This window comes from Streptomyces sp. NPDC041784, from assembly GCF_055591025.1.
On record NZ_JBVJAB010000035.1, the window covers coordinates 26,390 to 44,990 of the forward strand.

At 70.5% G+C, this 18,601-nt stretch carries 18 protein-coding genes and 2 riboswitches; of the genes, 13 read left to right on the top strand and 5 right to left on the bottom strand.

Going from position 1 to position 18,601, the window contains the following annotated elements; all coding sequences use genetic code 11:
• The first annotated feature begins 19 nt into the window (after nucleotides 1–19).
• The 5 genes from ACZ6D7_RS40750 (at nucleotide 20) to ACZ6D7_RS40770 (ending at nucleotide 5,068) form a co-directional block, all read left to right on the top strand.
• Nucleotides 20–1,267, top strand: a complete 1,248-nt coding sequence (locus tag ACZ6D7_RS40750; protein WP_469502118.1) for a L,D-transpeptidase — start codon at nucleotides 20–22, stop codon at nucleotides 1,265–1,267.
• A gap of 80 nt (nucleotides 1,268–1,347) precedes the next feature.
• A complete protein-coding gene (locus tag ACZ6D7_RS40755; RefSeq protein WP_469502121.1) occupies nucleotides 1,348–2,115 on the top strand; it encodes an enoyl-CoA hydratase/isomerase family protein in 768 nt (255 codons plus the stop codon).
• Between the two features lie 288 nt (nucleotides 2,116–2,403).
• Complete coding sequence (locus tag ACZ6D7_RS40760; protein ID WP_469502124.1) at nucleotides 2,404–2,907, top strand: ATP-binding protein; 504 nt, start codon at nucleotides 2,404–2,406, stop codon at nucleotides 2,905–2,907.
• A 146-nt stretch (nucleotides 2,908–3,053) separates the two neighbouring features.
• A complete protein-coding gene (locus ACZ6D7_RS40765) occupies nucleotides 3,054–3,848 on the top strand; it encodes a polysaccharide deacetylase family protein (RefSeq protein WP_469502127.1) in 795 nt (264 codons plus the stop codon).
• Nucleotides 3,848–5,068, top strand: coding sequence for a YncE family protein (locus ACZ6D7_RS40770; protein ID WP_469502129.1), 1,221 nt, complete (start codon nucleotides 3,848–3,850; stop codon nucleotides 5,066–5,068). Before ACZ6D7_RS40765 ends, ACZ6D7_RS40770 begins: the two co-directional genes overlap by 1 nt.
• On the opposite strand, the gene ACZ6D7_RS40775 is transcribed toward ACZ6D7_RS40770, so the two are convergent.
• Nucleotides 5,065–5,709: a GNAT family N-acetyltransferase gene (locus ACZ6D7_RS40775; RefSeq protein WP_469502132.1), complete on the bottom strand. Its 645-nt coding sequence runs from the start codon at nucleotides 5,707–5,709 to the stop codon at nucleotides 5,065–5,067. The two genes, ACZ6D7_RS40770 and ACZ6D7_RS40775, sit on opposite strands and share 4 nt — an antisense overlap.
• Before the next feature lie 58 nt (nucleotides 5,710–5,767).
• Here ACZ6D7_RS40775 and ACZ6D7_RS40780 point away from each other — a divergent pair, with 58 nt between their 5' ends.
• The 3 genes from ACZ6D7_RS40780 to ACZ6D7_RS40790 all read left to right on the top strand — a co-directional run bounded on the left by ACZ6D7_RS40780 (nucleotide 5,768) and on the right by ACZ6D7_RS40790 (nucleotide 7,809).
• Nucleotides 5,768–6,682 carry a helix-turn-helix domain-containing protein gene (locus tag ACZ6D7_RS40780; RefSeq protein ID WP_469502135.1) on the top strand — a complete coding sequence of 305 codons (915 nt, stop codon included), beginning with the start codon at nucleotides 5,768–5,770 and terminating at the stop codon, nucleotides 6,680–6,682.
• Between the two features lie 58 nt (nucleotides 6,683–6,740).
• Complete coding sequence (locus ACZ6D7_RS40785) at nucleotides 6,741–6,953, top strand: EF-hand domain-containing protein (protein WP_469502240.1); 213 nt, start codon at nucleotides 6,741–6,743, stop codon at nucleotides 6,951–6,953.
• An 85-nt stretch (nucleotides 6,954–7,038) separates the two neighbouring features.
• Nucleotides 7,039–7,809 (top strand): SDR family oxidoreductase, encoded by a 771-nt coding sequence (locus ACZ6D7_RS40790; protein WP_469502138.1) that lies wholly within the window; start codon nucleotides 7,039–7,041, stop codon nucleotides 7,807–7,809.
• 21 nt (nucleotides 7,810–7,830) lie between these two features.
• Here ACZ6D7_RS40790 and ACZ6D7_RS40795 read toward each other — a convergent pair whose 3' ends face one another.
• From ACZ6D7_RS40795 to gcvT, 4 genes are all read right to left on the bottom strand, one after another.
• A complete protein-coding gene (locus ACZ6D7_RS40795) occupies nucleotides 7,831–9,198 on the bottom strand; it encodes an L-serine ammonia-lyase (RefSeq protein ID WP_469502141.1) in 1,368 nt (455 codons plus the stop codon).
• Between the two features lie 99 nt (nucleotides 9,199–9,297).
• The gene (gene glyA, locus ACZ6D7_RS40800; RefSeq protein WP_469502144.1) at nucleotides 9,298–10,578 is read right to left on the bottom strand and encodes a serine hydroxymethyltransferase; all 1,281 of its coding nucleotides are present in this window, start codon (nucleotides 10,576–10,578) and stop codon (nucleotides 9,298–9,300) included.
• Nucleotides 10,579–10,592: 14 nt separating this feature from the next.
• Nucleotides 10,593–10,970 (bottom strand): glycine cleavage system protein GcvH, encoded by a 378-nt coding sequence (gene gcvH / locus ACZ6D7_RS40805; protein ID WP_469502146.1) that lies wholly within the window; start codon nucleotides 10,968–10,970, stop codon nucleotides 10,593–10,595.
• Nucleotides 10,971–11,079: 109 nt separating this feature from the next.
• Entirely contained in the window at nucleotides 11,080–12,201 is a 1,122-nt protein-coding gene (gene gcvT / locus ACZ6D7_RS40810; RefSeq protein ID WP_469502149.1) for a glycine cleavage system aminomethyltransferase GcvT, read from the bottom strand.
• Nucleotides 12,202–12,238: 37 nt separating this feature from the next.
• Nucleotides 12,239–12,361: riboswitch (glycine riboswitch) on the bottom strand.
• Nucleotides 12,362–12,463, bottom strand: a riboswitch (glycine riboswitch).
• A gap of 172 nt (nucleotides 12,464–12,635) precedes the next feature.
• On the opposite strand from gcvT, the gene ACZ6D7_RS40815 reads away from it, so the two are divergent.
• From ACZ6D7_RS40815 to ACZ6D7_RS40835, 5 genes are all read left to right on the top strand, one after another.
• Nucleotides 12,636–13,322 carry an AAA family ATPase gene (locus ACZ6D7_RS40815; RefSeq protein ID WP_469502243.1) on the top strand — a complete coding sequence of 229 codons (687 nt, stop codon included), beginning with the start codon at nucleotides 12,636–12,638 and terminating at the stop codon, nucleotides 13,320–13,322.
• A 138-nt stretch (nucleotides 13,323–13,460) separates the two neighbouring features.
• Nucleotides 13,461–14,249, top strand: a complete 789-nt coding sequence (locus ACZ6D7_RS40820; RefSeq protein ID WP_469502151.1) for an enhanced serine sensitivity protein SseB — start codon at nucleotides 13,461–13,463, stop codon at nucleotides 14,247–14,249.
• Between the two features lie 141 nt (nucleotides 14,250–14,390).
• Complete coding sequence (locus tag ACZ6D7_RS40825) at nucleotides 14,391–15,191, top strand: enhanced serine sensitivity protein SseB C-terminal domain-containing protein (protein ID WP_469502156.1); 801 nt, start codon at nucleotides 14,391–14,393, stop codon at nucleotides 15,189–15,191.
• Between the two features lie 355 nt (nucleotides 15,192–15,546).
• Nucleotides 15,547–16,554: an ABC transporter permease gene (locus ACZ6D7_RS40830; RefSeq protein ID WP_469502158.1), complete on the top strand. Its 1,008-nt coding sequence runs from the start codon at nucleotides 15,547–15,549 to the stop codon at nucleotides 16,552–16,554.
• A gap of 80 nt (nucleotides 16,555–16,634) precedes the next feature.
• The gene (locus ACZ6D7_RS40835; RefSeq protein ID WP_469502160.1) at nucleotides 16,635–18,437 is read left to right on the top strand and encodes an ABC transporter substrate-binding protein; all 1,803 of its coding nucleotides are present in this window, start codon (nucleotides 16,635–16,637) and stop codon (nucleotides 18,435–18,437) included.
• The last annotated feature ends 164 nt before the right edge of the window (nucleotides 18,438–18,601 follow it).

Genomic DNA, 18,601 nt, shown 5'->3' on the forward strand with positions numbered 1-18,601 from the left:
CTTGCGAGGGGAGAAGGACTTGAACGTGCGACCGATATCGGGGGCGTCGGCGGGTGGACGCTCACGCGGCCGCAACAAGCGGTGGGCGGTGATCGTCGGCGGTGCGCTGCTGGCCGTCACGGCCTGCGGCGGAGGCGGGGGCTCGGACTCCGGGTCCGATGCGAAGGACAAGGACGGCAAGGGCAGCTCCGCTGCCGAGAGCAAGCAGTCGGTGGCGGTCGTGACCATCGCGCCGAAGGCCGGCGCCAAGGACGTGAACACCAGCGGCACCCTCAAGGTCAGCGCCGACAAGGGCAAGCTGACCGAGGTGACCGTCAAGGACGACGACGGCACGAAGATCGACGGCACGATCTCGGCCGACGGCAGCGGCTGGACGCCCGCCACGCACCTGGCCGCGTCGACCGAGTACCAGGTGCACGCGGTGGCGAAGGACTCCGAGGGCCGCACGGCCGCCGAGGACTCGTCCTTCACCACCCTGAGCCCGCAGAACACCTTCACCGGCAACTTCACGCCCGAGGACGGCTCCACCGTCGGCGTCGGCATGCCGTTCTCGGTCCGCTTCACGCGCGGCATCACCAAGCCGGAGGACGTCGAGAAGGCCATCAAGATCACGACCGTGCCGGCCGTCGACGTCCAGGGTCACTGGTTCGGCAACGACCGCCTCGACTTCCGGCCCGAGAAGTACTGGAAGGCCGGTACCAAGGTCACGGTGAAGCTGAACCTCGACGGCGTCGAGGGCCGCAAGGGCGTCTACGGCAAGCAGGCCAAGACCGTCTCCTTCACCATCGGCCGTGACCAGGTGTCCGTCGTGGACGCCAAGAAGCAAACCATGAAGGTCATGCGCGAGGGCAAGGTCGTCAAGACCATCCCGGTCACCACCGGCAAGCCCGGCTACGCCACCTGGAACGGCGCGATGGTCATCAGCGAGAAGTTCACGGTGACCCGGATGAACGGCGACACCGTCGGCTACGACGGCGAGTACGACATCAAGGACGTCCCGCACGCCATGCGCCTGACCAACTCCGGCACCTTCGTGCACGGCAACTACTGGGGCGGCGGCGCCTTCGGCAACTACAACGCCAGCCACGGCTGCATCGGCCTGCGGGACGTGCGCGGCGGCTATGACAGCTCCGTGCCGGCCGCGTGGTTCTTCAACCAGTCGATGGTCGGTGACGTGGTGGTCGTGAAGAACTCCACCGACCCGGTGGTCGACCCCGCCAACGGCCTCAACGGCTGGAACCTGTCGTGGGCGGAGTGGACGAAGTAGTTCCGCCGCTCTGAGGCGGGCCCGGTGCTGTGACCCACGGCACCGGGCCCGTTGTCGTTAGTCATGGTTAACCTGCTGCCATGACCGTGAATCTCGAAGTCGCCGAGGGCGTCGGCACGATCCGTCTCGACCGCCCGCCGATGAACGCCCTGGACATCGCCACCCAGGACCGGCTGAAGGAAGTGGCCGAGGAGGCGGCCCGTCGTGACGACGTACGGGCCGTCGTCGTGTACGGCGGGGAGAAGGTGTTCGCGGCCGGCGCGGACATCAAGGAGATGCAGGCCATGGACCACACGGCGATGGTCCTGCGCGCCCGTGCCCTCCAGGACGCCTTCACGGCCGTCGCCCGGATCCCCAAGCCGGTCGTCGCGGCCGTGACGGGGTACGCGCTGGGCGGCGGCTGCGAGCTGGCGCTGTGCGCGGACTTCCGGATCGCGGGCGAGAACACCAAGCTCGGCCAGCCGGAGATCCTGCTCGGCCTGATCCCCGGCGCGGGCGGCACCCAGCGCCTGGCCCGGCTGGTGGGCCCCTCCAAGGCGAAGGACCTCATCTTCACCGGCCGGATGGTCAAGGCGGACGAGGCGCTGACCCTCGGCCTGGTGGACCGGGTGGTACCCGCCGACGAGGTGTACACGCAGGCGCACGCCTGGGCCGCGAAGCTGGCCCAGGGCCCGGCGCTCGCGCTGCGGGCCGCGAAGGAGTCGATCGACACGGGTCTGGAGACGGACATCGACACCGGCCTCGCGGTCGAACGGAACTGGTTCGCGGGTCTGTTCGCGACCGCCGACCGGGAGATCGGCATGCGCAGCTTCGTGGAGGAGGGCCCGGGCAAGGCCAAGTTCCTGTGAGGCACGTCTCTGTGAATCCGGCCGGAATCACTTGCAATTGACAAGGTGTCTGATCCGGGTCCCTCGAAGGGGCGGTTTATGGGAACCTTAAGGCGCCCTTAAGCCTGCCTTGTCGAGGGATCCCGTCGACTGTCCTCGGGCGAGTCTTCACCGCAGGTCGGTGGGGTTCCGTACGGCTCCGAACGGCCTCTGGCATATGCCGATCGGATCGTGTGGAACGGGGGCGTGCGGGGGGCGTATTCCCCCGGAACGGCCCCGGAGGAGGCGCCAGGCGGCCATGATGGGGGCATGGCGGGGCTGGAGGGTGTCGAACAGCCGCGGGGGCACGGGCGCGTGGCCGCGGCGCGGTGGTCGCCTGCGGTCGAGGACGAACGGGCACTCAAGGCGCTGGAATTGTTCGGCAATCCGACGGAGGGCGAGGTTCCGCTGCCGTCCCGGCCCGAGTCCGCCGCCACGGCCCGCCGGCTCACCCAGGTCGTCGTCCTGCGTCACTGGGGCCTCAGCCCCCGGATGGCCGAGGACGCGGTGCTCCTCGTCTCCGAACTCGTCGGCAACGCCGTACGGCACACCGGGGCCCGGGTGTTCGGCCTCCGGATGCGCCGGAGGCGCGGCTGGATCCGCATCGAGGTCCGCGATCCGTCCCGCGGGCTGCCCTGTCTGATGCCGGTGCAGGAGATGGACATCAGCGGCCGCGGCCTCTTCCTCGTCGACAAGCTCTCCGACCGCTGGGGCGTGGACCTGCTGCCGCGCGGGAAGACGACGTGGTTCGAGATGCGGGTGGCGGACCGGTAGCGGTTCGGGGTTCGCCGTTCGAGGTTCGGGGCTCGCCTTGCCGTCCGCCGTCCGCCGTCCGCGGTTCGCCGTTTGCGGTCCGTCGGGGCACGCCAACCGGCCGCCGATCGGACCAATCGCCCGATTTACTCCACAACCCGCCTTAAATGGTGCGGGTGACCACGACTGACCGCCGGACGGCCCTGCGTACGGCCGCCGGACTCGCCGCCACGGGCGCGTTCGCCGCGGGGTGCGCCACCACCGGCGCCGTCGCACACCCCGCGCCCGACGCCACGCGCCCGACCCCGCCGCCCTCACCACCACCTCCCCGTCCCGCCCCGTCCCCCCGCCGCTTCCCCGGGCAGCCGGTGCAGCTCACCCACGGCCCCCGCACCCGCCCCCGGGTCGCCCTCACGTTCCACGGGCACGGGGATCCGGCCACCGCCCGCGCGCTGCTCGGCGAGGCCGAGCGGCACGGGGCCCGGGTCACCGTGCTCGCCGTCGGTACCTGGCTCGACGAACACCCGGACATGGCCCGTCGGATCCTCGACGGCGGCCACGACCTCGGCAACCACACCCACCGCCACCTCGACATCAACGCCATGTCCGAGGCGGAGGCGGCCCGGGAGATCGACGAGTGCGCCGCCCGCCTGAAGCGGCTCACCGGGTCCGTCGGCACCTGGTTCCGCCCCTCCCGTGCCGCACGCGCCTCCCCCCTCGTCGAGACCCTGGCTCGCCGGGCCGGCTATCCCCACGTCCTCTCCTACGACGTCGACTCCCTCGACTTCACCTCGCCCGGCGCGCCCGCCGTCGCCCGCGCCGTCCTCGGCGAGGTCCGAGGGGGGTCCGTCGTGAGCCTGCACTTCGGGTACGCGGACACGGTCGCCGCGCTCCCCGCCGTCCTGGACGAACTGCACCGCCGCGGACTGCGCGCGGTCACCACCACGGAGCTGCTCAGCTGATGCACCCCACACTCGTGAAGCGCACACTCGTCAAGCGCACACTCCTCGAGCGCGCCCTGCTCACCGGGACCGCCCTCACCGTCGTCACCGCCCTCGCCGCCTGCGGCAGCGAGTCCGGCGACGACGCCCACCAGCCCACCAAGGCCGCCGCCCCCGCGCCGGCGCACAAGCCGAAGAAGACGGCCGTCCAGGGGCTGCCCGGCATGCCGCCGCTCCTCGACCCCAAGGACGTCTACGCCGCCGACCGTCCGAACCGGCTTTCCCCGGTGGTCAAGGACTTCCCGTCCCGGGTCTACGTGCCCAACACCGAGTCCGACACCGTCTCCGTCATCGACCCGAAGACCTACAAGGTCGTCGAGACGCTCCACGTGGGCCACCAGCCGCAGCACGTCGTGCCCTCCTGGGACCTGAAGACGCTCTGGGTCAACAACAACCGCGGGCACACCCTCACCCCCGTCGACCCCAAGACCGGCAGGGCGGGGAAGGAGGTCGAGGTGCACGACCCGTACAACCTCTACTTCACGCCCAACGGCAAGTACGCGATCGTCATGGCCTCCCTGGACCGCGAACTCGTCTTCCGCGACCCGCACACCATGAAGCGCGTCAAGACCGAACCCGTCACCTGCTACGGGGTCAACCACGCCGACTTCTCCCGCGACGGCCGCTACTTCATCGTCTCCTGCGAGTTCAGCGGCGAGCTGCTGAAGGTCGACACCGAGCGGATGAAGGTCGTCGGACAGCAGAAACTGCCCTTCGAGGGTGCCATGCCGCAGGACGTGAAGGTCTCGCCGGACGGCAAGCGGTTCTACATCGCCGACATGATGGCCGACGGGATGTGGGTGATCGACGGCGACACGTTCGGCAAGCCGACCCTGCTGCCCACCGGCAAGGGCTGCCACGGGCTGTACGTCAGCCGCGACTCCCGCGAGATGTACGTCTCCAACCGCGGTGAGGGCTCCGTCTCCATCTTCGACTTCGCCGAGGACAAGGTCACCAAGAAGTGGCACCTGCCCGACGGCGGCAGCCCCGACATGGGCGGCGTCTCGGCGGACGGCAAGGTCCTGTGGCTGTCCGGGCGCTACGACGCCGAGGTGTACGCCATCGACACCCGCACCGGCCAGCAGCTCGCCCGCATCCCCGTCGGCAGCGGCCCGCACGGCCTCGCCGTCTACCCCCAGCCCGGCCGCTACTCCCTCGGCCACACCGGCATCTTCCGCTAGACCTGTTCGGCGCCGGCCGTCAGCAGGATCTCCGCCCCCACGGGGACGTACCCCGCCGCCTGGAACGCCCGCACGCTGCGGGCGTTCCCCGGGGCGATCTGGGCCCATACCGGCTCCGTGGCGAGGTGGCGCGCGGCGGCCACCAGCAGCCGCCCGAGCCCCCGGTGCCGTACCGTCTCGTCGACCTCGACCGAGACCTCCAGCCGCCCGCCGATCCCGCGCCCCGTCACCAGCACCCCGCCGTCCGCCGACCATGCCCGCACGTCGTCGCGTCGGCGGCGCGCGTAGCGGATCCGGGGATGGCCGTGGTCCTCGATCTCCGTCAGCGCCACCGGCGGCCGGCCCGGCAGCGGGGCGGCCACCAGCATCGCGTCGATCGTCTCGGCCGTCCGCCCCGTGCGTTCCAGCAGTTCGGCCAGGAACCGCGGGTTCATCGTCGCGGACAGCGGATCGCAGTCGACACCGCCCAGCACCTCGTACACCCACGCCGGATCCTCGTCCGTGAAGACGACCGAGTGTGCGGTGAAGGCGAGGACACCGGCGTCCCGGGGCGACATCTGCGGCACCACCGTCGTCCGGCCGTCCGCCGGTGGGAGGACACCTCTTGCTGCCGCGTCGAGAATGTCCCGCAAGGTCTCCACCCCGTAGCCCCTCCGCGCCCTTGAGTCTCCACCCACTGGAAGGCCCAGACTCACACACATGATCGACGACGGCACCGGACTTCTCACCATCGGCGAGCTGGCCCGCGCCACCGGACTGACCGTGCGCACCATCCGCTACTGGTCCGACGAGGGCGTCCTGACCCCGGTGGCCCGTTCCACCGGGGGCTACCGGCTCTACGACGCCGAATCGGCCGCCCGCCTGGAACTGATCCGAACCCTGCGCGAGCTGGGCCTCGGCCTGGCCGATGTGCGCCGGGTGCTGGCGGGGGAGCGGTCGGTGGCGGAGGTCGCGGCGGCGCACGTGTCCGCGCTGGACGCGCAGATCCGGTCGCTGAAGGTGACCCGTGCGGTGCTGTCGTCCGTGGCGCGACGCGGTGCGAGTGCGGAGGAGATGACCTTGATGAACAAGCTGGCCCGGCTGTCGGCGGCCGAGCGGGGGCGGATCCTGGAGGAGTTCGTGGACGAGATGTTCCACGGGCTTCAGACGGCGGACCCGGTGATCCGGGAGCGGATGCGGTCCACCGTCGTGGACCTGCCGGACGATCCGACGCCCGAGCAGGTGGACGCCTGGGTGGAGCTGGCCGAGCTGCTCCAGGACCCGGAGTTCCGGGCGCAGATGCGCAAGGCGGCCGAGTTCAACGCGGCGGACCGGGGGCCGGACGTGCCGGCCGGGGCGTCGATGTGGTTCGCCCGGCGGATGGTGCAGCTGGCGGCGCAGGCGCGCGAGCGGGGGATCGCCCCCGACTCCCCGGAGGCGGGGGAGGTGCTGCGGGAGCTGCTCGGGGACGCCGATCCGGCCGCGGTCCTCGAACGTCTCACCTCCCACACGAACAACCAGGTCGCCCGCTACCGGGAGTTGCTGGTGATCGTGAACGGCCATGGGCCCGCGGCGGCCCACCGGGAGGAGTTCGCCTGGGTGGTCGCCGCGCTGGAGACTCGCGCGGGCGGTTAATCTGACCTGCGTCAGTACGACGGCAAGCATGGCTAGCAACGAAAAAAGGGGCGGATCGGTGGCCGACATCGAAGAAGCACGCAAGCAGTTCCAGCGCATCGACACGGACGGGGACGGCTTCATCACCGCCGCCGAGTTCAAGACCGCCCTGGCGCAGGAGGGCGACTGGAACGTGACCGAGTCGGTCGCCGAGGCCCTCATCAAGTCCCGCGACCTGAACGGGGACAAGGTCCTCTCGTTCGAGGAGTTCTGGGGCTACCTGAACAAGTAGTGCGAGGAGGAGGGGGCGTCCGACGGGTCTTCCGCCGGGCGCCCCCTCTCTCTGGACCCCTTCGACCCGATAGGCGCCCCGACCCATGAGCAAGGCAGAGAGCAGCCCCGCACCCCGGCCCCTTCCCCGCCTCGACGGCCGAAAAGTACTCATCACCGGAGCGTCCAGGGACTTCGGGCGAACCCTCGCCATCCGCTTCGCGCAGTGCGGAGCCGAGGTCTTCCTCTCCGCGCGGTCGGTGGACGCCGCCCGGCAGGTGGCCGACGAGATCCGTGCCCTGGGCCACGACCAGGTGCGCACGTTCGCCTGTGACCTGTCCGACCCCGCTTCCGTACAGGCCTTCGCCAAGGACGTCGCGGCCGTGACCGGCCATGTCGACATCCTGGTCAACAACGGAGCCCGCTGGCTGGCCGGCACCGATCTGCTGTCGGCCACCGACGACGAGGTGGTGGACACCCTGGCCTCGGGCGCCGCCGGGACGGTCCTGATGGTGAAGAACTTCCTTCCGCTGCTGCGTGCCTCGCGACAGCCGGACGTGGTCAACATGATCTCCACCGCCGGCGTCCCGGGCCACCATCGGTCCGACGCCCACTCGGCCTTCTACGCCGCCAAGAGCGCCCAGGCCGGATTCGCGGACATCCTCTCCAAGCGGCTGCGCCCCGAAGGGGTGCGGGTCATCTCCCTGTACCCGCCGGACTTCGAGAACCCCGACCCGCTCTCCCCCGACTGGGAGAACACCCCGCGCGAGACGGGCGACCCGCTGACCGCGCACTCCCTCGTCGACTGTGTGCTGTTCGCCGTGTCCCAGCCACGGGACTGCTTCATCCGCGCCATCCACTTCGAACAGCCCGCCTGAGCAAGGAGTGTGCGGACTCCCTCAGCACTCGATGATGTTCACCGCAAGCCCGCCCCGCGCCGTCTCCTTGTACTTGACGCTCATGTCCGCGCCGGTGTCCTTCATGGTCTTGATGACCTTGTCGAGGGACACCTTGTGGGAGCCGTCGCCGCGCATGGCCATGCGGGCGGCGGTGACGGCCTTGACCGCGGCCATGCCGTTGCGTTCGATGCAGGGGATCTGGACGAGGCCGCCGACGGGGTCGCAGGTGAGGCCGAGGTTGTGTTCCATGCCGATCTCGGCGGCGTTCTCGACCTGCTCCGGGCTGCCGCCCAGGACCTCGGCCAGCGCTCCCGCCGCCATCGAGCAGGCGGAGCCGACCTCGCCCTGACAGCCGACCTCGGCGCCGGAGATGGAGGCGTTCTCCTTGAAGAGCATGCCGATCGCGCCGGCGGCGAGCAGGAAGCGGACGACGCCGTCCTCGTCCGCGCCGGGGACGAAGTTGACGTAGTAGTGGAGGACGGCGGGGATGATGCCGGCCGCGCCGTTCGTGGGGGCGGTGACGACCCGGCCGCCCGCCGCGTTCTCCTCGTTCACCGCCATCGCGTAGAGGGTGATCCACTCCATGGCGTGCGCCAGCGGGTCGCCCTCGGCGCGGAGCTGACGGGCCGTCATCGCCGCGCGGCGGCGCACGCGCAGGCCGCCCGGCAGGATGCCCTCGCGGGACATGCCCCGGGAGACACAGGCCCGCATCACCCCCCAGATGTCGAGCAGACCCTCGCGGATCTCCTCCTCCGTGCGCCAGGCGCGCTCGTTCTCCAGCATGAGCGAGGAGATCGACAGGCCCGTCTCCTTCGTCAGGCGCAGCAGCTCGTCGCCCGTGCGGAAGGGGTACTTCAGGACCGTGTCGTCGAGCTTGATGCGGTCCGCGCCCACGGCGTCCTCGTCGACCACGAATCCGCCGCCGACCGAGTAGTACGTCTTCGACAGCAGCTCCGCGCCGGAGGCGTCGTACGCCCACAGCGTCATGCCGTTCGCGTGGTACGGGAGCGCCTTGCGGCGGTGCAGGACCAGGTCGTCGTCGAAGGAGAACGGGATCTCCCGCTCGCCGAGCAGGTTCAGCCGGCCCGACTCCTTGATCCGCTCCACCCGCTCGTCCGCGGTCTCCACGTCCACCGTGCGCGGCGAGGCTCCCTCCAGACCGAGCAGGACCGCCTTCGGCGTGCCGTGGCCGTGGCCGGTGGCGCCCAGGGAGCCGTACAGCTCGGAGCGGACCGAGGCGACGGCGGGCAGCAGGTCCTCGTTGCGCAGCCGCAGGGCGAACAGGCGCGCCGCGCGCATCGGGCCGACCGTGTGGGAGCTGGACGGGCCGATGCCGATCGAGAACAGGTCGAAGACCGAGATGGCCACGGGTACTCCTCAGGGCAGGGGTGGTGCAGAAGGGTTCTCGCCGGGTGCCCCGCCCACCCGTACCTCTACCGAGTGTGCGGGGCGTCCGGCGAAAAGGAACTACTTGTTCAGACCGGGGTACAGCGGGTGCTTGCCGGCCAGGGCCTCGACCCGGGCCTTCAGGGCCTGCGCGTCCGCCCCCGTGAAGGGGGAGGGCGCCTTGAGCGCCTCGGCGATCACGTCCGCGACCTCGGCGAAGTCCTCGGCCGTGAAGCCGCGGGTGGCCAGGGCGGGCGTGCCGATCCGCAGACCCGAGGTGACCATCGGGGGGCGCGGGTCGTTCGGGACCGCGTTGCGGTTGACCGTGATGCCGACCTCGTGGAGACGGTCCTCGGCCTGCTGGCCGTCCAGCTCGGAGTCGCGCAGGTCGACCAGGATCAGGTGCACGTCCGTGCCGCCGGACAGGACGTTGATCCCGGCCTCACGGGCGTCCGCCGCCGTCAGCCGCTCGGCGAGGATCCGCGCGCCGTCGACCGTACGGCGCTGGCGCTCCTTGAAGTCCTCCGAGGCCGCGACCTTGAAGGAGACCGCCTTCGCCGCGATCACGTGCTCCAGCGGACCGCCCTGGAAGCCCGGGAAGACGGAGGAGTTCAGCTTCTTCGCGAACTCCTTCTTCGCCAGGATGATGCCGCCGCGCGGGCCGCCCAGCGTCTTGTGGGTGGTCGAGGTGACCACGTCCGCGTACGGCACCGGGTTGGCGTGCAGACCGGCCGCGACCAGGCCCGCGAAGTGCGCCATGTCGACCCACAGGTACGCCTCGACCTCGTCGGCGATCCGGCGGAACTCCGCGAAGTCCAGCTCGCGCGGGTACGCCGACCAGCCCGCGATGATCACCTTCGGGCGGTGCTCCTTGGCGAGCCGCTCCAGCTCGGCCATGTCGACCAGACCGGTCTCGGCGTCCACGTGGTAGGCCACCACGTCGAACTGCTTGCCAGAGAAGTTCAGCCGCATCCCGTGGGTCAGGTGGCCGCCGTGCGCCAGGTCCAGGCCCAGGATGGTGTCCCCGGGCTGGGCCAGCGCGAACAGGGCGGCCTGGTTGGCGGAGGCGCCCGAGTGCGGCTGGACGTTGGCGTACTCGGCGCCGAACAGCTCCTTGATCCGGTCGATCGCGATCTGCTCGGCCACGTCGACGTGCTCGCAGCCGCCGTAGTAGCGGCGGCCCGGGTAGCCCTCGGCGTACTTGTTGGTCAGGACCGAGCCCTGCGCCTCCATGACCGCGAGCGGAGCGAAGTTCTCCGACGCGATCATCTCGAGCGTGGACTGCTGGCGGTTCAGCTCGGCGTCGACCGCGGCGGCGATCTCCGGGTCGAGCTCGTGCAGGGGCGTGTTCAGGACGGACATGCGTCTACGACTCCTCAGCCGGCGGTGTAGGCGGTGTACTCGTCGGCGGACAGCAGTTCCTCCTGCTCGCCCGTCGCGCGTACCTTGAACAGCCACCCGCCCTCGAAGGGGGCGGAGTTCACCAGCGACGGGTCGTCGGCGACGTCCTGGTTGACCTCGACGATCTCGCCGTCGACCGGCGAGTACAGCTCGCTGACCGACTTGGTCGACTCCAGCTCACCGCAGGACTCGCCCGCGGTCACCGAGGCACCGACCTCCGGGAGCTGGACGAAGACCACGTCGCCGAGCGCGTTGGCCGCGTGTTCCGTGATGCCGACCGTCGAGACGCCGTCCTCGGCGACCGACAGCCACTCGTGCTCCTTGCTGTAGCGCAGCTGCTGGGGGTTGCTCATGGCCTGAATTCTCCTGTACGCGGGGGAGTGCTGGTGAATGGGGGACTGCTGGAAACGTGCGTGAGCAGCGTAAATGTGCGCAGTGTCACCTGCGCGCGGCGCGCGGTGGCTACTTCTGGCGCTGGTAGAAGGGCAGCGCCACGACCTCGTACGGCTCGTGGCTGCCCCGGATGTCCACGCCGACGCCCGGGGTGCCCGGCGCGGCGTGCGCGGCGTCGACGTAGGCCATGGCGATCGGCTTGCCCAGCGTCGGGGAGGGCGCGCCGGAGGTGACCTCGCCGATCACCTCGCCGCCCGCGACGACCGCGAACCCGGCCCGCGGGACCCGGCGGCCCTCGGCGACCAGGCCGACCAGGACACGCGGCGGCTTCGCGGCGGCCCGCTCGGCGGCCTCCAGGAGGGCCTCGCGGCCGACGAAGTCGCCCTCCTTCTCGAACTTCACCACGCGCCCGAGGCCCGCGTCGAAGGGGGTCAGCGCGGTCGACAGCTCATGCCCGTACAGCGGCATGCCCGCCTCCAGGCGCAGGGTGTCCCGGCAGGACAGACCGCACGGGACCAGCCCGACGCCCGCGCCGGCCTCGGTCAGCGCCTCCCACAGCCGCACGGCGTGCTCCGGCTTCACGAACAGCTCGAAGCCGTCCTCGCCGGTGTAGCCGGTGCGCGCGATCAGCGCGGGGACGCCGGCGACCGTGCCCGGCAGGCCCGCGTAGTACTTCAGACCGTCGAGATCGGCGTCGGTGAGGGCCTTGACGATCCCCGGGGACTCGGGCCCCTGGACGGCGATCAGGGCGTACGCGTCGCGGTCGTCGCGCACCTCGGCGTCGAAGCCGGCCGCCCGCTCCACCAGCGCGTCCAGCACGGTCTGGGCGTTGGAGGCGTTGGCGACCACCATGTACTCGGTCTCGGCGAGCCGGTAGACGATCAGGTCGTCGAGGATGCCGCCGTCGGCCCGGCAGATCATGGTGTAGCGGGCCCGGCCGGGCCGCACGCCCCCGATGTTGCCCACCAGGGCGTGGTCGAGCAGGGCCGCGGCCTGCGGGCCGGTGACGGTGATCTCGCCCATGTGCGACAGGTCGAAGAGCCCGGCCCGCGTGCGCACGGCGGTGTGCTCGTCGCGTTCGGAGCCGTAGCGCAGGGGCATGTCCCAGCCGGCGAAGTCGGTCATCGTCGCGCCGAGCGAGCGATGCAGGGCATCGAGCGCGGTGTGACGGAGTTCTTGCGTACTGCTCACGGTCGGTCGTCTCCCAAGGCATGACAGGCGAGGTCGTTCCTCCCCATCTGTCATCGGAACCTGAGAGGTTCGCCATGACCGCCCGCTGCGCGCGGAAACGGGTCATGGTTTGCACCTTGGGTGGGACCACCGGCGACGGTGGCCCGCTTTTCAGATGTGCCTCGCCCGCGCGGTAACGGTGCCTGAGAGATTCAAGGGAGGGACTTGCTCCTTCGGCGCCCCAGCGAAAGGCTGCTGCTGGGAACTCTCCCGCGCGGATTCAAACGGCCGGTATGCAGTTGGCGCGGACATCATTGCACGGCACCCCCCGGTCGCGGCAGGCCGCATCTGTAACCGGCTTGTGGCGGTACGCGCACGAAAACGCGAGACATCACGGATTACCTTCTCTTTACGTTCGATGGGGAGAAGACTTACCTGACCCCAGGGGAAGGACGATCACGGTGAACAGGACCTCGGCGAGGACCAGGGCATTCGCGACCACCTCGGCGCTCGCGCTGCCCGCGCAGCCGGCGGCCCCGGCCAGGGTGGCGTCCCGGGCGCGGCCCGCCCCCGTCGTCCGCGATCTGCGCGACCGCTCCGGCCGCAGCCCGCACGGCCTGCTGTTCGGCCCCCACGACCTGGTGGTGGTCACCGGCCTGCCCGGCAGTGGCAAGTCCACGCTCATGAAGCGCGCGGTCACCGGCCTGCGCATCGACTCCCAGGACACCCGCGACCGCTGGGACGCCCGCGCGCCCCGCTTCCTGCCCTACGCCCTCTACCGCCCCCTGGTCCGTCTCGCCCACTACGCCGGACTGCGCCGCGCCCTGCGCACCGGCGAGGGCGTCGTCGTCCACGACTGCGGTACGCAGGCCTGGGTGCGCGACTGGCTGGCCCGCGAGGCCCGCCGCCGCGGCGGCACCCTGCACCTGCTCCTCCTCGACGTCACCCCGGGCGCGGCGCTGGAGGGCCAGCGCGAGCGCGGCCGCGGTGTCTCGCGGTACGCGTTCCTGCGCCACCGCACGGCGGCCGCCCGGCTGCTGCGCTCGGTGGAGCGCGGCCGGCTGCCCGCCGGCGTCGGCGCGGCGATCCTCCTCGACCGCGACGCGGCGAACACCCTGCGCCGGATCGGCTTCACCGGCTGAGCCGAGGGGCCGGGCGGCTCCCGGGGGCGTCGGCGGGCCTCCGAGGCTTCCCCTCCGCTTTCGTCGGGCCGGGGAAAGTGCCCCTTGTACCCGTTAGCCTTTCAGCCAGACCAGTGGTTCCCAGCAGGCGGTAGGTAGATGGACTTCCCACCGGCGGACTTCCCGACGGCATTCCCGGCACAGGCACACCCCCACCCGCACGGCGGATGGCCCGGCAACGAACTGGAGGAGGTGCTCTCCGCCTCCCTCGGCGTCCCCGGTGCCGGCGGGCGCATCGTGGAGGTGCTCGGCCGCAGCTTCGTCTGGGTCCCGCTGCCCGCCGGCGGCGGGCCCGACAGCGTCCCGCTCGACCTGCCCGCCATCGAGCTGGAGGGCCAGGCCTACGTGCCCGTGTTCAGCTCCGAGGAGCAGCTCCGTCAGGTCGCGGGCGCGCACATGTCGTACACGATCGCCCCGGCCGTGGAGTTCGCGCGCGGGCTGCCCCCGCAGGTCGGCATGTTCGTGAACCCGGAGGGCGTGGTCGGCGTCCCGCTGCCGCCGCCCGCCGTCGCCGAGCTGTGCCGGGCCGGCCGCACCCCGCTGGACGGCCCCGCGAGCGGCGGCCGCGTCCGCCTCTTCGAGCCCGACTGGCAGGACGACCCGGTGGACTTCCTCGCCGCGGCCTCGGCCGAGTTCGACGCCACGGGCGTGGTCCGCACGGCCCGCCGCTGCCTGGCCGCGATCGAGACCGCCGACCCGGTGATGTTCGTCGGCGTCGAGCTCTCCCACCTGGACGCCGACGTCCGCGAACTCCCCCTGGACGCCCTCGGGCGCGCCATGGGCCGCACCCCGGTCCGGTGGCCCGTCAACCTGATCCTCCTGGACGTGGCGCAGGACCCGGTGGGGGAGTGGATGAAGGAGCAGGTCCGCCCCTTCTACCAGCGCTAGGGGCACCACCCGAGGCGCGCGGGCGGCCGCCCGACGAGCCACGACGCACCGGCACCCGCGCACGCACAACAGGTGCCGGGCTCCTGGGCGCTTAAGCTGTTCTCATACGCGGGGCAACTCAAAAAAGAAGGGGCGGTACAGGTGAGCGCCAGCGGCATCGCGGCCGGACAGGTCGAGCACATGCTGCGCCAGGTCACGCCCGGGCGCTACGACGCCTACGAGGCGCTCCTGCGCGCCCTCGCCACCCCCGCCTCCGGCCAGGTCTGGATGCTCCTGTGGCACGGTCAGTCGGGCTCCCCGGACGCCCAGTACGGGAACATGGAGGTGGACGGCCACGGCTACGCCCCCTGCGTCACCTCCGCCCAGGAGCTCTCGGCGAGCGGCTGGAACCGCTCGTACGAGGTGGTCGACGGAATCGACGTGGCCCGCACGCTCTACCCCGACCACTACGGCCTCTGGCTCAACCCGCACGCTCCCGGCGGCGGCGTCGGCATTCCCTGGCTGGATCTGCGCCGTATCGCGACCGGCCTGGACCGCCAGCCCGCCGGACCGCTGAGACTCTCCGAACCCGGCATCGAGATCCCGCAGTTCTACGCCCTGCTCGCGCAGAACGCCCACCGTACCCCGGCCGTCCGCGCCCTGCGCCGCGCCTGGGTGCAGCCGGCCCTGGGCGCGCCCTACCTGGCCATCGGCCTCGACGTGTACGACTCCTCGCCGCCGGCCGTGGACGCCGTACGGGCGATGATGCAGCAGTCCATCGGTGCGGTGCCGGACGGACTGCCGGTGTCGACGGTCGCCATGACCGACGAGTACGACCCCGTGGTGATGTGGATGCGGGCCGGCGCCCGGCCGTTCTACGACCGTGAGGCGCACGCCCCCGCCGCCCCGGCCCAGGCCCCCGCGGCGGGCGGCTACGGCTACCCGCCCACCGGCCGTTACTGACCTCCCGGACCCCGGCGCGCCCTTGGGCGGCCGGCCCGGTTTTTTCGCTTCATGCCACCCGCGCACAGGCTCCTCATGGGGTCTGCGCGCGTAGATGAGACCCATTAGTCCGATTCTCGTATGATCTGTCCCCAATTGGTGGGCGTCCGACGGACGTTACCCGCCGTCCGGATAACGGAACCCACCTACCCGGATCACGTTTACGCATCCATTCACTGCCAAGTCTGGCTACAGATCGCCAAAGCGTTGAAGACTCCCGCTCCAGGGGACTTCGTCCCTGTGTACGACGGACGGATCAGCCGCTACAGCGGCAAGTGCGGGCCGGCTACCGCCGGTTGAGAGGGGTCCCTGCCAGATGACGGCACCATTGCACGAGCCGACCGCGGAAGCGGCCCCGAGCGCGGCCGACGAAGCGGCGGTCGCCACCGGCGGCGCCAAGGCCGTCCAGGGCCGTTCCCTGGGCCGGATCGCCTGGGAGCGCCTCAAGCGGGACAAGCTCGCCCTGACGGGCGGCATCGTCGTGCTCTTCCTCGTCCTGGTCGCGCTGTTCGCCCCGGTCATCACGGGCCTGCTCGGGCAGGACCCGAACGAGTATCACGAGAACCTCATCGACCCGCTGTTCGGCACCCCGACGGGTTCCCTGGGCGGCATGAGCGGCGACCACCTGCTGGGCGTCGAGCCGGTCAACGGCCGCGACATCCTCGCCCGCATCCTCTACGGGGCCCGGATCTCGCTGCTGGTCGGCTTCCTGTCCGCCGTCGTCGCCGTGATCCTCGGAACGATCCTGGGCATCCTCGCCGGCTTCTTCGGCGGCTGGGTCGACTCGCTCATCAGCCGGATCATGGACGGTCTGCTCGCCTTCCCGCAGCTGCTGTTCATCATCGCGCTGGTCTCCGTCATGCCGAACAACATGCTCGGCCTGACCGGATCGAGCGTGCGCGTCTTCCTGATGATCGTGGTCATCGGCTTCTTCGGCTGGCCCTACATCGGCCGCGTGGTGCGCGGCCAGACGCTGTCGCTGCGTGAGCGCGAGTACGTCGAGGCCGCCCGGTCGCTGGGCGCGGGCCGGCTGTACATCCTCTTCAAGGAACTGCTGCCCAACCTGGTCGCCCCGATCGTCGTGTACACGACGATGATGATCCCCACCAACATCCTCACCGAGGCCGCACTCAGCTTCCTGGGCGTGGGCGTCAAGCCGCCCACCGCCTCGTGGGGGCAGATGCTCTCGAGCGCCATCGACTACTACGAGTCCGACCCCATGTTCATGGTGGTCCCGGGCGTGGCGATCTTCATCACCGTGCTGGCGTTCAACCTCTTCGGCGACGGCGTCCGGGACGCGCTCGACCCGAAGGCGTCCCGTTGAACCGCCGCACCGCGGCCGCCCCACAAATGTCCCGTGGCACTGACACGGGGGCTCTCATCAAATCCGGAGGATCCGAGATCGTGACTACCGAACGCACCTCAGGGCGGCGGAAGCAGGCATTTGCCGCTGCCGCCGCGGTCGCCGCGCTGCTGACCACGGCGGCGTGCGGCGGCGGCAGCGACGACGACAGCGGCAAGGGTTCCAGCACCGGTGCCGCCGGCTTCGACGCCGCGAACAACAAGGTCGCCCAGGCGTCCCTCGCCAAGAAGGGCGGCACGCTGAAGTTCGGTGCCGCTCAGGACGCCGACTCGTGGGACACCACGCGTGGTTACTACGGCATGATGTGGAACTTCGCGCGCTACTACAGCCGTCAGCTCGTCACGAACAAGACGGAGCCGGGCGCGGCCGGTGCGGAGATCACCCCGGACCTCGCGACCTCGACCGCCAAGGTCACGGACGACGGCAAGACCTACACGTACACCCTGCGTGACGGCATCACGTGGGAGGACGGCAAGCCGATCACGTCCCAGGACGTGAAGTACGGCATCGAGCGCGTGTGGGCGCAGGACGTGCTGGCCGGCGGTCCGACGTACCTGAAGGACGTGCTCGACCCCAAGGGCGCGTACAAGGGTCCGTACAAGGACACCTCCAAGGACAAGCTCGGTCTGAAGGCCATCGAGACGCCGGACGAGAAGACCATCGTCTTCAAGCTCCCGCAGGCCAACTCGGACTTCGAGGAGATGCTGGCGCTCGTCTCGGCCTCCCCGGTCCGCCAGGACATGGACACCAAGTCCAAGTACGGCCTGAAGCCGTTCTCGTCCGGCCCGTACAAGTTCGAGTCCTACGCCCCGGGCAAGGACCTCACCCTGGTCCGCAACGACAAGTGGGACCAGGCCTCGGACCCGATCCGCAAGGCCTACCCGGACAAGATCACGATCCAGTTCTTCTCGGACGCCAACCAGCTCGACCAGCGTCTGCTCAACGGTGACCTGGACCTGGACCTCAACCAGACCGGTATGTCGCCGCAGGGCCGCACCACCGCCCTGAAGGAGCACAAGGGCAACCTGGACAACCCGGTCACGGGTTACGTCCGGTACGCGGTCTTCCCGCAGAGCGTCGCGCCGTTCGACAACATCGAGTGCCGCAAGGCCGTGATCTACGGCGCCGACCACGTCTCGCTGCAGACGGCGCGCGGTGGCCCGGTCGCCGGTGGCGACATCGGCACCAACATGCTGCCGCCGTCCGTCCCGGGCGCCGAGGGCCAGAAGTACGACCCGTACGAGATCTCCGGTGCCAACAAGAGCGGCAACGAGGCCAAGGCCAAGGAGGCCCTGAAGGCCTGCGGTCAGCCGAACGGCTTCAAGACCACCATCGCGGTCCGCAACAACAAGCCGGTCGAGGTGGCCACCGCCCAGTCGCTCCAGGCGTCGCTGAAGAAGGTCGGCATCACCGCCGAGATCGACCAGTACGACGGCTCGCAGACCGCCGGCATCATCGGCAGCCCCTCGAACGTGAAGAAGAAGGGCTACGGCATCATCATCATGGGCTGGGGTCCGGACTTCCCGTCCGTCCAGGGCTTCGGTCTGCCGCTGTGGAGCAGCAAGTACATCTCGGAGAGCGGTAACAACAACTACGCGCTCATCAAGGACAAGACCATCGACGGTCTGTTCGACCAGTACGTCACCACCCTGGACGACGCCGGCAAGACCAAGATCTCCACGGAGATCAACCACAAGGTGATGGAGGGCGCGTACTACCTGCCCTTCGTCTTCGAGCGGTTCATCAACTGGCGCTCGGACAACCTGGCGAACGTCTACACGACCGACGGCTACAGCGGTCAGTACGACTTCGTCAACCTCGGTCTGAAGAACCCGAAGAAGTAAACCCCGGCACACCCGCCGAACGGCACGAAAGGCAGGTGAAGGCCGGCGCGGCGTGGGGGGGGGGGGGGGGGGGGGGGGGGGGGGGGGGGAGGGGGGTTGGGGGGGGGGGGGGGGGGGGGGGGTGTTCGCTTCCTGGTTTTGTCTCTGCTGCATCGGTGAGGGTT